The 13,435-nt window shown below is 62.5% G+C and carries 13 protein-coding genes; 9 read left to right on the forward strand and 4 right to left on the reverse strand.

All coding sequences use genetic code 11. The features are described from left to right. The first annotated feature begins 57 nt into the window (after window positions 1-57). Window positions 58-447 carry a hypothetical protein gene (locus tag ACZYZ9_RS09820; RefSeq protein WP_463826076.1) on the forward strand — a complete coding sequence of 130 codons (390 nt, stop codon included), beginning with the start codon at window positions 58-60 and terminating at the stop codon, window positions 445-447. An 81-nt stretch (window positions 448-528) separates the two neighbouring features. Here the strand turns inward: ACZYZ9_RS09820 and ACZYZ9_RS09825 are convergent, their stop codons facing one another. From ACZYZ9_RS09825 to ACZYZ9_RS09835, 3 genes are read right to left on the reverse strand one after another with little or no spacing between them, the layout of a single operon-like run. Continuing rightward, window positions 529-999, reverse strand: a complete 471-nt coding sequence (locus ACZYZ9_RS09825; protein ID WP_463826077.1) for a VOC family protein — start codon at window positions 997-999, stop codon at window positions 529-531. Then, a complete protein-coding gene (locus ACZYZ9_RS09830; protein ID WP_463826418.1) occupies window positions 996-2,192 on the reverse strand; it encodes an MBL fold metallo-hydrolase in 1,197 nt (398 codons plus the stop codon). The genes ACZYZ9_RS09825 and ACZYZ9_RS09830 overlap by 4 nt, the downstream gene beginning before the upstream one ends. 55 nt (window positions 2,193-2,247) lie before the next feature. Beyond that, entirely contained in the window at window positions 2,248-3,507 is a 1,260-nt protein-coding gene (locus ACZYZ9_RS09835; protein ID WP_463826078.1) for a sulfotransferase family protein, read from the reverse strand. Window positions 3,508-3,586: 79 nt separating this feature from the next. Here ACZYZ9_RS09835 and ACZYZ9_RS09840 point away from each other — a divergent pair, with 79 nt between their 5' ends. From ACZYZ9_RS09840 to ACZYZ9_RS09865, 6 genes are all read left to right on the forward strand, one after another. Continuing rightward, a complete protein-coding gene (locus ACZYZ9_RS09840; RefSeq protein WP_463826079.1) occupies window positions 3,587-3,961 on the forward strand; it encodes a hypothetical protein in 375 nt (124 codons plus the stop codon). A 316-nt stretch (window positions 3,962-4,277) separates the two neighbouring features. Then, window positions 4,278-5,414, forward strand: a complete 1,137-nt coding sequence (locus tag ACZYZ9_RS09845) for a glycoside hydrolase 5 family protein (RefSeq protein ID WP_463826080.1) — start codon at window positions 4,278-4,280, stop codon at window positions 5,412-5,414. 131 nt (window positions 5,415-5,545) lie between these two features. Continuing rightward, complete coding sequence (locus tag ACZYZ9_RS09850; protein ID WP_463826081.1) at window positions 5,546-5,746, forward strand: hypothetical protein; 201 nt, start codon at window positions 5,546-5,548, stop codon at window positions 5,744-5,746. A 10-nt stretch (window positions 5,747-5,756) separates the two neighbouring features. Continuing rightward, on the forward strand, window positions 5,757-6,986 hold the full coding sequence (locus ACZYZ9_RS09855) for a cupin domain-containing protein (RefSeq protein ID WP_463826082.1): 1,230 nt from the start codon (window positions 5,757-5,759) through the stop codon (window positions 6,984-6,986). Continuing rightward, window positions 6,986-7,873 carry a sucrase ferredoxin gene (locus tag ACZYZ9_RS09860; protein WP_463826083.1) on the forward strand — a complete coding sequence of 296 codons (888 nt, stop codon included), beginning with the start codon at window positions 6,986-6,988 and terminating at the stop codon, window positions 7,871-7,873. The genes ACZYZ9_RS09855 and ACZYZ9_RS09860 overlap by 1 nt, the downstream gene beginning before the upstream one ends. A gap of 9 nt (window positions 7,874-7,882) precedes the next feature. Further along, complete coding sequence (locus ACZYZ9_RS09865) at window positions 7,883-8,407, forward strand: hemerythrin domain-containing protein (RefSeq protein ID WP_463826084.1); 525 nt, start codon at window positions 7,883-7,885, stop codon at window positions 8,405-8,407. A 152-nt stretch (window positions 8,408-8,559) separates the two neighbouring features. On the opposite strand, the gene ACZYZ9_RS09870 is transcribed toward ACZYZ9_RS09865, so the two are convergent. After that, window positions 8,560-10,530 carry an SIMPL domain-containing protein gene (locus ACZYZ9_RS09870; protein WP_463826085.1) on the reverse strand — a complete coding sequence of 657 codons (1,971 nt, stop codon included), beginning with the start codon at window positions 10,528-10,530 and terminating at the stop codon, window positions 8,560-8,562. Window positions 10,531-12,012: 1,482 nt separating this feature from the next. On the opposite strand from ACZYZ9_RS09870, the gene ACZYZ9_RS09875 reads away from it, so the two are divergent. Together ACZYZ9_RS09875 and ACZYZ9_RS09880 are read left to right on the forward strand one after the other, a co-directional pair. Further along, window positions 12,013-12,738: a hypothetical protein gene (locus ACZYZ9_RS09875; RefSeq protein ID WP_463826086.1), complete on the forward strand. Its 726-nt coding sequence runs from the start codon at window positions 12,013-12,015 to the stop codon at window positions 12,736-12,738. Further along, entirely contained in the window at window positions 12,735-13,415 is a 681-nt protein-coding gene (locus ACZYZ9_RS09880; protein WP_463826087.1) for a hypothetical protein, read from the forward strand. The genes ACZYZ9_RS09875 and ACZYZ9_RS09880 overlap by 4 nt, the downstream gene beginning before the upstream one ends. The last annotated feature ends 20 nt before the right edge of the window (window positions 13,416-13,435 follow it).

The following is a 13,435-nucleotide window of genomic DNA, read 5'->3' on the forward strand; positions in this document are numbered from 1 at the left end:
TCTGCCGCTTCGAGGGGCATCTGCAGTCCGCCGCGCCTATGGGCTAGGTTCAGCGGCGTGATACTTACGGGCGCATTCCTGGCCGACGCGGCCGCCGTCGTCGACAACAAACTCAACGTATCGGGCGGGGTGTTGTCCCGCTTCGGGCTCGGACCGGATCGGTCGGCCCGGTTCGTCTTGGTGGTGCTCACCCAGGCGGAGCCCGGTAACACCGACCGACAGGTCAAGATCGAGATGCGTCCGCCCAACGACGACGATCCGATCCGGTTGGAATTCGAGGTACCCGAAGCCTCCGTCGCAGAGTTTCCCGGGTTCGCCTTCTTCGAGCTGCAGTTGACCCTGCCTGCGGACGGGCGCTGGGTGATGGTGGTCACCGGTGGCACCGGAGCGATCTCGCTGCCGGTGCTGGTGACCGAAATGCCGCCGCCGCCGTCGTTCGGTCTCTAAGCGCGGTCAGCGGCCAGCACAGGGGCGCCGGCCGTCACCTTGAGCGGATGATCGATATGGGCGACGGTCAGCTCGTCACGGCTACTGGGCCTGGGACCGCACGAACGCGGGAAAGTCGGGGAACAGGGCCCGGTCGACGACCTCGATGCGGGTGCCATCCGGGTCCACGTAGTAGGCGAACATCGCCAATTCCGAACCGGGCACATCAGCGGTCATTTCGAAGGTGAGGCCGTTGTCCTGCAGCAGCCGGGCGGTGTCGGCGAGGTTGTCGGTGAAGTAGCCGAGGTGATGGACGGCGTTGCCGGGCGCGGCCACCCATGGCGTGCCCGGAACCTCTTGAATGAGTTCGAGATACGGCGCCTGCACCGAGTATGTGATGGTCGAGGTCAGGTCCCGGGTTGCGTCGGCGGTGCGGAACGGCAGGGTGTAGCTCATCGGACTGATCCACCGGTAGCCCGCCAGCGCGGTGAATCTGATCATCGCCGCCTCGAGGTCGGGAACCACGATGCCGGTGTGGTAGAGGTCTTCAGCTTTCAATGCCCGCGTGGTCATGAGTTGCTCGCTATCTGTCGGGTGAGCCAGGCGGTTTCCCAGAAATTCGTGCTGTCGGCGAGCAGATTTTCGTGGGCCGCCCTGAGCACCGCGCGCGCCTCCGGATGTTGTTCGGCCACCAGCTCGGCCAAGTGGATGGCGTGCACCGGGCGTCCGGCGTCCAGATGCATCCGGGCCCGCGCGACCAGGGCATCGGCGCCGGCGAGTTCGACCACGTCGGCGGCGACGGCATCGAACCGCACCGGATAAAGCTCGGTGGTCGAGCGCTGATGGAACCAGCCGGAGTAGTTCTCCCAGATGGCCCGGACGTCCCAGGCGACCTTCCCGTAGCCTTGGCCCACTTCGCATTCCGCGGGCAGCCTGATCTCTTGCATCAGCGTCTGCACATCCTTGCCGGCGTTCATCCCGGCCACGGTCTGGTCGTGAATGTGGGCGATCGCATCGCGCAGCCGCGTCAATTCGGCGTGGATGCGTTCTGCTTCGGCGATCGGTTCGAAGTGGCCGGTAACCAACAGCTCGGGCCGCAGGTCACGCACCCGGTCGACGGAGGCGATCGCCGACAAGGCGTCGCGGTACCGGTCGCCACGCATGGTGACGAGATTGGGAATGTGGCCGAAAATCGGGCCGAAGGTGTTGCCGCACAAGCATATCTGCTCGTCGGGTAGCCACACCACCAGTGAGTCGGTGGTCTCGCCGCCGGGCACCGAGATCAGCTCCAGCCGTCGCTCGCCGATCTGTAGCGTGAGGGTCTCGTCGAAGTCGAGGTCGACCACCGGCACACTCTGCCCGGGCAGTCGTTTGGTGCCGAGGCGGTGTTGGATGGCCTGAATACCGTCGGCCAGGGTGTCTTTGAAGGCGAACGCGCTGCGGCTGGCCCGGTACGGGATCAGGCGTTCGTTGTCGTCCCGCCACAATTTCCAATTCGCTTGCGCGACAACGGTGGTTTCGGGGTCACGGACGCTGTCCAGTCCCCCGACATGGTCGACGTGCCCCTGGGTGAAGATGATGTAACGCACCGGGCCGGAGTCGACCGCATCGAAGTTGGCGCGGTGCACCGGGCCTTCGAATCCCATGCCGGTGTTGACGATCACCCGTCCCTCGTCGGTGGTCAGCAGGTAGGTATTCGACAGTCCGGGCGAGCACCAGAGTCCGGGGGCGATCGGCTCGGCGTGTTCGGCGCAGGCGGGGCGCATCGCGTCAGCGCCGGGCCGGTTGCGGTACACCGGTTCAAAACTCACTGACCCTCCTTCATTCGGCGCGGACGTCGAATCTGTCGAAATAGAAGGCGAATCGGGCACGCAGTTCGTCGGCCGAGACTCCGAAATGCCGGCGTAGGTCATAGCGGATGCGGCCGTGCTTACCGCGGGGGTTGCCCTCGAGGTACTTCTGGAAACGGTCACGGACCTTGGCGGTCAGTTCGACGCCGCCGCAGCGGTAAAGCTCTTCCAACAGCGGCATTTCGTTGCCGTTGAGGTGGTGGAAGCTGATGTCGATGCTGCGTTCGGCCGGGACGAGACCGCGGTCGCGTACGCAGGTGCTGAGCAGCCGGTGCACCCGGTCACTCCAATACTCCAGTAGCCAGTCCGGGTCGATGCTGTTGCGGCGCAACCGATCCGAATACGCCATCATGGTGATCGCGGATTGGATCACCGCGGCGGGATCGCGGTGGGTGAACGCCACCGTCGCATCGGGGAAGGTGGCCACCAGCGGTCCGAGTTGCTCACAGTGCTGCGGGCTCTTCAATATCCAGGTTCGCGGTCCGCGCAGGAAGGTCAATGCCTGCAACACCTTCTTCAAATACGCATAGTGGTGGTGCTGATTCAGCGACAGGTAATAGTCGCGCCAATCCGGAACGCGGGCATGCCATTCCAGTACGTAGGAGGCCAGGTCGAGGTCGAGCAATTCGACCTCTTCCTCGATGGCTTCGGGATAGCGGTCGTGCATGGCGGCCACCAACGGCGCGCTGGCCATCAATGCATCGTGTTCGGCCTTGGTGCGCGTGTAGCGCGGGTCGACGCCGTACGCGTCGGGACCTTGGCCCGGCAGCGGCATCGGATCCTGGCTCTCCCAATACGGCAGAGCACGCCGACGCGGGTCGGCCGCAATCAGGTTGACCAGATGCGTGGTGCCCGATCGCGGCATGCCGACCACGATGAAGGGCTTCTCAATAGGAATCGATTCGATCTCCGGATATCGCTTGAGCAGTTCGGTCAGCGACATCCGGTTACGCAGCAGCCGCACGACCCGCTGCCGCAGACTCGACCGGGTGAGCTGGCGCAGTCCGTCGTCCGCCTCGATCGCGGCCACGTGCGCGGTGAGGCGATCGGTGAAGCCGTCGGTGTCGTCGAGATCGGTCACGCCGGCTTGTTCGCCGGCCTCAGCGCGCATCTTCCCGATGTCGAATGCGACCGGCTTGGCCTCGGTGAACTCCAGGATCTGGCGTTGCACATCGGTGAGCTGCGGCGACGTCAGATCGTCAAAGTCGACGGCCGGGCCCGCATCATCCACGCTCACCCTCCTCGGCCGGTGGTCAGTCGAATATATCGAGGTATGGGCTTACCGCAGGTCGCGGCGTAGGTTCAGCCAGGTGATAGTGGGGGCGTTCCTGGCCGAAGCAGCTTCGGCGGTGGACAACAAGCTGAGCGTCTCGGGCGGGGTGTTGCTACGGTTCGCGGTGGAACGAGATCGGCTGGCCCAGTTCCTGCTGGTGGTGCTCACGCAGTCGGAGACCGGCAGTCCGGATCGGCGGATCGAGGTCGAGATCAGGCCACCTGCCGAGGACGTTCCGTTGAACATCGAATTCGCATTGCCCGAGGCCGCCACCGCTGCCGAGCTCGGTTTCGCCATCTTCCCCGTCGAGGTGACCCTGCCGGTGAACGGTCGCTGGGTGCTGATGGTTACCGGGGGCGCCGGGATGATCTCGCTTCCGCTGATCGTGAGCGGGGAGCTTTCGCCGGCGTAGGGCCTGGTGGACCGACCACCACCATTGCCCGACTTTCCCACCTACCCGCGATATTGCGCCAGCAGGTCCGGCCACGGCTCCATATTCCGCAACATCACGTGCGACGCCGGATTGTCGCGCTCTGGTGGAAATATCGCTGGGAGTTGGGCGGCCCCGGCAGGCCCGCCCGAGCGGTGACCGGTGGGGCTCGTGTGGCCCGGGCCCCGCCACGGTATCCGCGCTCAAGATGACAGCGCGATAACAATTTCCAACCGCAAAGTGTCGCACCCCGGTGGGCCGCACCCGACACACCGTCGCGAAAAACTACCGTCGCGTCGTGGACCGTCGAACCGCCCTCAAGCTGCCGCTTGCGCTGGCCGTGGGCACGGCTCTGGCTCGGGTACCGCGTGCCTCCGCCGAGGCTGGCCGCTGGCCGGCCGACCGTGCCCACAACTGGTATCAGGCACAGGGCTGGCTCGTCGGCGTCAACTACACCACCTCCACCGCCATCAACCAGCTGGAGATGTTCCAGGCGCAGACCTTCGACGCACGGCGCATCGACAACGAGCTGGCTGCGGCTCGTTTCTATGGGATCAACTCGGTGCGGGTTTTCCTGCACGACCAGCTGTGGGCGCAGGATCGACAGGGCTTCCAGACCCGGTTGGCACAGTTCGTCGGCATCGCGGCGCGCCGCGGCATCAAGCCACTCTTCGTGTTGTTCGACTCCTGCTGGGACCCGTTCCCCCGAGTCGGTCGCCAGCGGGCGCCCACCCCTGGCGTGCACAATTCCGGCTGGGTGCAGAGCCCGGGCGCCGAACGCCTCGACGACCCCCGCTACTTCCCCGTGCTGCAGGACTACGTCACCGGGGTGTTGAGCCAGTTCCGCAACGACGACCGCATCCTGGGCTGGGACCTGTGGAACGAACCGGACAATCCCGCCCGCGAATACCGCAAAGTGGAACGCAAGGACAAACTGGACAAGGTTGCCGCGCTGCTGCCACAGGTATTCCGCTGGGCACGTGCCGTCGACCCGGCTCAACCGCTGACAAGTGGGGTGTGGCAGGGCAATTGGGGAGACCCCGGCAGCCGCAGCGCGATCGCCGGCATCCAGCTGGACAATGCCGACGTGATCACCTTCCACAACTACGGGTCGCCGTCCCAGTTCGAAGGCCGCATCACCGAACTCGCTCCCCTGGGGCGCCCGATCCTCTGCACCGAATATCTGGCGCGATCGCTGGGCAGCACCGTGGAAGGTGTGCTGCCAATTGCCAAGCGGCACAATGTGGGTGCGCTCAACTGGGGTCTGGTGGCCGGCAAGACGCAGACGTATCTGCCGTGGAGTTCCTGGGATCGACCGGTCACCACACCGCCGAAGCAATGGTTCGCCGACCTACTGCAGCCCAACGGCCGGCCGTTTGCCGATGGCGAGATGCAGCTGATCAAGAAGCTGGCCAGTGGGCAGAATCAAGAATGACCTTCTGGCCGATCATGGGTTTGACCGGCGCCGCGCGCGTGAACACCCCCTGATGCGTGGCCGCTGATAGGTTGCGACCGGCGCAAGCTAGCAACAGTCCGGCATTCCGGAATCAAGAAGAAGGGATCATCATGGCACTCGACGATGACGACATCACGACATCAGGCGGCGGTGGCGAAGGTACGGCCGACGGCGGCTCCAACCCCGAAGGTCACGACGGCGGCGCCGACGGGACTGCCGACGACTCCAAGGGCGAATCCGCGGGCGAAGGCCCAGCCGACGGCGGCTCCAACCCCGAAGGCCACGATGGCGGAGCCGACGGAACCGCCTAACCGTTAGTCGATGCTCAGTCGCTGCATAGCCACCGATGCTGGGTTGTTCGCAACCCAGTATTGGGGGCGCAGACCGTTGCTCAGCCGAGCTGATGCGTTGCCGCGTGACTTCAACGATTTGCTGTCGCCGTCGGCAGTCGACGAGCTGATCAGCGAGCGCGGAGTGCGGACGCCGTTCATTCGCATGGCCAGGGCTGGGGACCTGCTCGCCCGTGGCTGTTACACCGGACCGGCCGGTTTCGGCGCCGAGATGCCGGACCAGGTGGATTCGGCAAAGGTGCTGGCGGAGTTCTCATCTGGTGCAACCATCGTGCTACAAGGGTTGCACCGGCTGTGGCCGCCGCTGATCGACTTCGTGCGGTCCATGGTCGACGATCTGGGTCACCCCGTGCAAGCCAACGCCTACGTGACCCCGCCGGGCAACCGCGGATTCGATCCGCACTACGACGTCCACGACGTGTTTGTCCTGCAGACGTCGGGCCGAAAGCACTGGACGGTGCACGAGCCCGTTCACCTGCACCCGCTGCCCTCCCAACCGTGGACCGATTACCGCGACGAGATCACCGCACGGGTGGACGACGACCCGGTCATCGACACCGTCCTGGAAGCCGGCGATGCGCTTTACCTACCTCGAGGTTGGGTGCACTCCGCACAATCCGAGGACGCCACATCGATTCACATGACCATCGGGGTGTCCGCGCTGACACATCTCGACGTAGTCCGCGCGGTCGTCGACACCCTGGCCGGGGACAGCGAATTTCGAAGGTCGCTGCCGCTGGGTATCGACGCCACCAACCGCGATGAAATGGCGGCGACGACAAGCAAAGTCATGGCTGACTTGATCGACGTCGTGCGGGATCGAGCTGGCGATCTGAGCGACGGTGCAGCTGTCCGACTGTCCGACCGGCATGCCGAACGGACCCGGCCTGCCGCGGTCCGGGTGCTTGCCAACATGGAGGCCGCGGAATCGGCCGGCGCGGTACCGGTTCGCTGGCGCCACGGACTCGTCGGCACGCCGCGACTATCCGACGGCCGTGTGGTGTTGCGGTTGCCGGATCGGACCATGACCTTTCCCGAGTCGTGCGCCCCGGCAATCGAAGCGCTCCATCGTGGGCTGGTCGCCACCGATTCGCTACCCGGCCTCGACCGTGCGGACTCGATCGTATTGATCCGCCGTCTGCTGCGCGAGGCGGTATTGGTCCCAGTCGGAGGCAGTTCGACAGCGCCACAACAGATTTGATGAGCAGGCCGAAGCGGACACCGTGCAGCGACCAGTCGCTGCTACGCAACGACCCCATCTACGGCACCGCGGGCGCGGGACATTCGTGGGCGATGCTCGAATTGTGCGGCGGCTGGGGCAAATCCGCGTTCCTCGACTCGCCGGCAATCATCGATCGTGGACTCGGCCGCCAGGTCTGCCGCCGCTTCGAGACAGCAGGCATGCGGGTCACCGCGATTCGTCGGCCGGGACGCCGTCCCGAGAAGCCGCGCTGGCGTTGGTTCATTGCACAGTGTGACGAAGGCAGCGAGGCCCTGTACCACGGGGAGGTGAACGAACCCGCCGAATACCTCGACATCGCGCTGGATGGTTCCGACGGCTCGTTGACCACCGGACCGCTCGTCGCGGTGTGTGCACATGGCAAGCACGATCAGTGCTGCGCCGTCCGAGGCCGCGCCGCGGCGGCTACCATTGCGTCACAGTATCCCGAATTCACCTGGGAATGCTCGCATTTGGGTGGCGACCGGTTTGCGGCAACGATGCTGGTGCTGCCTGAGGGGCTCTGTTACGGACGGGTGGATTCGACCGACTCCGCCGGGTTGGTGGCGTTGTATCTCGACGGCCGGTTGGACCACAGGTACCTGCGCGGCCGCACCTGTCTGCCGCATGCGGTACAGGCAGCGCAGTATTTCGCCCGCGAAGCGATCGGCGAGGACCGGATCAAGGCGTTGTCGCCACTGGGGATCGAACACAAAGAGGACGGAATCCATGTCGAGCTCGCAGGTGCGTCCGGGCCCGTGGAAGTTGTTCTCGCAGAACAGATGTCCGAGCCGCTGCTGTCGATGTGCAGCGCCTCGGTTCCCGGCGCGGTGCGCACATTCGTAGTGGTGTCGGTGCAGGCGGATTAGGCTGGCGCCATGGCGGACATCATCGACCTCGTTTACGCCGACCACGACTGGTTTCGTCGGCAGTTCTTCCGGCTCGACGACGCGAAGTCCCACGAGGATCTCGCCGCGATCTGGAATATTCTCAGCGCCCGCCTCGACGTTCATGCCGAAGCCGAGGAGGTGGTGTTCTATCCGGCGCTGCTCAAGCACGGCGGGCACGACCATCCCAGCAATCCGTCCGGGGACCCCGAGGACGAGACCGAAGACGCCATCACCGACCACAATGCGATCCGCGATGCGATCCGGCAGTCGCGCCAGCACGAGCCGGGCAGTGACGAATGGTTCGCCGCCGTCCACGAAGCCCGCGAACAGAACGGCAAACACCTCGAAGAAGAAGAGCGCGAGGCGATGCCGGACTTCATCAAGAGCGCTTCGCTCGAGTTGCGGCACGAGCTGGCCATGAAGTGGGCGCAGTTCATCGACGAGCACGTGGGGACCTCGGGCGTCGGCAACCGGGAGAAAGACGCGGACGAGTACATCGAGAAGCATTCGTGAGGATCGAGGCAGCGATCTTGGGGCCGCATTCCGCTGCTGTCATCAGCGCGTTCTCGGCGTTCTTGTTGAGGTGCTGGATTGGGGACGTCGCAATCCTGTTGAAACACGTGAGCTGGCGCATTCACATGGATCGCAACCCTTGTCAATAGTCGTTAGCTTTCGCGGGAAAGTTCGAATACCTCAGCCTTGATTGCCCAACGGTCATCGACCGGTTCAGCGGCCAGTAAGTCCCCGGCCACGCAGAGATGATCGCAGGGGTCCCATTTGAGGCCTGCCCGATACGGAGAGACGAGCCTGTGTACTGCGCCCAATACCGCTCGACGTTGATCGAGGAGACGGTACTCAATCTCAGCGGGATCTGCCGGAAGTTGCGTCGCGAGCCGCGCCGTGACATCGGGCAGGACTGCGGTATCGATGTGAGCCTGTAAGGCGCAAATCACCCCATCGAAGACTCCCTTCACCAGCCCACCCCAAACCGGCTGGCGATTGACCGGCGGCCGAAGCTTTACTCTGACAGCGAAGGGCGTCTCCGGCGCAGTTGGCGCAAACACTCTGACCTCGCCGCGGGCCAGCGCCAGCCATACTTGAGCCAGCTGCTTCTCGCCAGCGAACGCGCCTAGGTCAGTCCAGTCGAACGAGGCCACCGTTCGACCCTGCTGCCAGGTGTCGAAGGCGCCCGACCGAGGCGCGAGCGCATAGCGGTAACAAAACCGGTAAGGGGCACTATTCGGCGCCGCCGGCACCCCGGCGCCGTGCTCGAAGCGAATCCCATTTCTACCAGCGACTTTGAACGAATCAATGTAGTAGAGCAACACGTTCTCGATGTCGGCGTTGGGGAGCTTGGGACCGAAGAACGTGGCGTGCAGCAACTGTTCGGTCGACGGCTCGAGTTGTCGGCAGCGACTTCGAATCTCATCCCGCAGATCCTTTTGCCAGATTGGCAGGTGTTCGAAACGGATGTAGTCATCGGCCCAAGCTTGGACGACGGCCCCGTCGGTCGTAGGTCCAACAACCTCGCAGCGACCGTCGGGCACCGCGGCGCCTAGCATTTGCTCAGACGGCTTGATCGGACTAGGTGAGAGAGGCTGGCCCGCAGGAAGGCAGGTACCGCACCGCCCAATCGGTTGCCCCACCTGGCTGATCGCCCACCGGTCCAGCTCGGCCAGACGCTCCGCGCAAACCTTGACAAATGCCCCGGTCCACGCGCCACCATGTGGGTTCTCATCGCTAATGGTCCGGCAAACGGCCTTGTGCAACCTCGCTTGGGTCGCGCTGTGGCTGCGCGCGATGTTGATCACGTAGCCATTGGGGTTGGCGGCGAGCCAGCCCAAATAGCCGGAGTCGTCGTCCCGAAACTCACACACGTAGGCCTCAGCGCTGGCTTCGCACGCCAGTTCCGTCGACTCCGTGGCGTCAGCGTGCGAGCTCAACATGGTTGATGGCAATCCCTCGACGACGAATCGCGCACCGACTGAGGCCGCGACCTCGATGTCTTGTGGCACCAGTTCGAATCCGGGTTCCTGAACGGCCTGTCCCCGTCCGGCCCTCGCCACGGTGTAGAGCTGCCCATTGCTTGAGTCCGGATACAGGTTCGCACCCAACATTCCGGCGTCAGCGATCGCAACGGGGGCGATCGTGCCGAGTCCGAGAACATCCGCATATAACTGGGCGCGCGCAACGGCGTCATGGACGGCCTGCTCGCGGACCTGACGGGTCAGCTCATCGCGTCGTTTCGCCGTCAAAGCCCACTCGATGTGAGTGACACAAAATCCTTCGGTGTTAGTGGCGTGCTCACCGACCCAACTCGACAGCGCGGCGAAGTCGCAGAACTTGACCTCGATGGCGACACTGGCGTGATGCACGAGCGGCAACTGTTCACCGTCCTGATTCCACGGCTGGGTAGACCAGGTGCGCAAACGCTCGGCGGACCACCAGGTGACCGTAGGGCTATCGCCGTCCTTAAGAGATGCCACTGACTTCTGCACGACGTCCAGGTCACGTACCACCCGCCTGTACACCGGTTCCATCGACGGACCCTCGTAGCTGATCGAGGCGTGAACAGTGCCTCGCTCCGGTGGCCGGGACGCCGCGAAGTACCCGCGAACCATAATTTCGGTAGCCATGGCGGTCAGCGTAGCGTCGACCACTGACACGGTCAGGCAAATCTGCGACAGCGGCTGTTGAGCTTGTTGGCGAAAAGCGTTGGCGTACAACAGAAATGTATCCGCGCCGCAATGTCGGCCGACGTGACGTCCTGGCCCTGCGATGGATGTTCGGGCACAGTCCACAAAGGTCACGTTGTGTCGGCGGCAACTGAATACTGACCACTGCGCGGCAAGTGTGAGGCTAGCAGGATCGCGAATAGATCGGCGGGACAACGGTCTTACAGGACCATGCGGGACGGTTACTGAGTTCCTACTCGACTTCCATCAGGTGCCTCAGCGAATATCTGATGGGGGTAGCGCTCTGCACTATCGAGCCTTCTGGCGCAGCCGGCTCTGACCACAACTCTTCGCGCGTCGCATCTCGTTGAAGGCAAGATCAATGTCGTGTGGCATGCATCCACAGCGCGACATCGATTCGGCGGAGAAGGCTCACTTCGTCAGGCCTCGACGCGGGTGGCACAAGTTAGATCGTCTCTATTCACGCCAAAGTGTGGCCACACCAGCGTCGCGTGGACCATCAGCAAACCCAACAAAATCTAGCTGGACATACAGCGCACAGCTGTTGGCGGTGGCGGAGGGATTTGAACCCTATGTGGCGGGCCGGTCAGGGAGGCAAATTGGGCTGTAGCTGCGAAAATGCGCCGCAGCAGTTCAGTTGAGTTAACTGTAATTACAAACAGATTGCGGCCAAACGGTGGCCAAAGGCGGGGAGGCGAGTACAGCGATGACTGGGGTCATGCGGCGGCTTCTCCATCGAGTCGCCTAACCTCTCCTCAGCAAAGTGTCAAGTCCCCGCTCGCAGCGCCACCAGCTTGTGCAGGGGATGGGAATTGGCCGTTCGCGTCGTTACGGAGCGTCCACTTCTTCGCTTTCCGCCGCCATTGCTTGACATCGATTCGGCGGTACATCACTCGCCTACCCGGATTGAACGACGGGTTGGTCCCACTCCATAGGCGGCCAGCATCGAAGCATGGCCAGGTTCGTCCGAGTAATCTCGGCCTCTCGGCCTCTCGGCCTCTCGGCCAGCGTCAGCATGTCGTGGTCACCTCTGGTGATCGGTGTCGCGGGACCTCGATACATAGCACATTGCTCGCAACCGAGTCACCGTACATCCACCTGCCGGGGCGAACGTCGATCAAGAGTCGTACAGGTCCACTATGCAACGTCTTCGACTTTCCCCCACGTCTATGGCACTCCGCCGGTGTCCGGCCGCTAGGCTTAGATGAACTATGGGCTGGACGTCATCGGTCTGGCCACGTTGCCGCCAGGGGTGCGATGGAGAATCGGCTCATCTCTCGCCTCGCGAGGGGGCTGTCTAAGCGACAGTGGATCGCCCTAACCACTGTCGCCAACCTATCGTCGAGTGTCGGCATCGCAGCACTGCTGCATGGGCTGTGGGATACCGGCAGTACGGCAACACGGCTGCTTTACCTCGGATGTATGGGTGTGTTGCTTGGGCTTGTAGCGATAATCATCGGCAGCCTGAGCTCGATTCGAGAGGCGCAGTTTCCGGTCCACCCCGATGTCGTACTCGCAATGATCAGGGCGGTTGACGCCGCGCTGGTTGAAGAAAATTCTCTATTCGCCAGGTTACCTGTGGGCGCAGATAAGGCCGTGCATCAGAGCATGTCCCTGCAGGCCACGAAACTATACCTTCAACGCTTCCAATTGATGCTGTCCGATCAATGGTCCACCCTTAGGTTTGGCGAGACGTCCAATGTCGAAGTCGTTTTGATGAAAAGAGCTGCCGATGGCGAGGTGACAGTCGCATGCTGGGCCAATCGGAAGCCAATGAGTATTCAGCGGCGTATAGAAAATCCCAAGTTCTATGAGAATACAGAGGCTGCAAAGTTATACCGAGAATACATCGATCGTAGACTACGTGCTCCAATTCTTCTAATTTCCGACATATCGAAGTATCCAAATTATGATCATCTTGGCCGCGATGACTCTCTACGTACAAATTCGACGGCGCTCTTCCCCGTTTACGATAATAATGCAGAATTCTATGGTTTTATCGCAGTAACAGCCCGAAATCGTGTTACTATGTTCAAGAAATCCGACGAAGAATTTTGGACAGCGACTTGGAAGATGTGGGAACCGCACCTAGTTCGTCACATATCTGCATACGAAAAATACGGCGAAGTCATTGAAGAGGCGCGATGAAAGCCGGTGCTGAAAGTAATTCTTTCGCGAATCAGATGTTGCCGCTGTCCTGGCCGAGTCCGAGAACAGCGAATATGCCGGCGGGCACTCAGAGGCGTGTAGCGGCAAATCATGCTTCTAGCGAAAAAGGGATCTCCGCGCGACTCATTGCTGAGCTCCAAAAGGAAGTAACAGAAATCGAGGCCGAACGCGGCACAGATAACGAGTCCATCGGCCAGAAAAGCCTCATTCTTACTGAGGAGATCTTCGAGGTAATGAAGGTACTCCGAGTCGAGGCTGGCATTGCGACTTGCGATCGGCCTACTATATCGCTTGGTGACGAACTCGCGGATGTTCTTTTTGTATGCGCCGCCATTGCCAACCGGATACCGTCCGACCTCAGTGTGAACTGGGTTGAAATGCGCTCTGACATGTTCCCCGCCGAGGTGGGACGAATATCAAGCAACACCTCCGCGCTGGCAGCGGCATTGAGGCTAGCAGGACAGGTGCTTGAAATAGTCACAACCGTACTACCCAACGATGATTTGTATCCGCGATCAGACCAATCGGAAAGAATCGCCGCGAGTCTGCTGAATATTCTTGTCGCAGTCGACGCGATCGCCGCCAGCAAGAAAGTGAACTTAGCGTCGGCGTTGGATGGAAAAATCCAGAAAGATCAACTACGGCTATGGCAATAATGCGGCGAAAGGCGAAAGAT

It is taken from the genome of Mycobacterium sp. IDUB_28 (assembly GCF_055419285.1).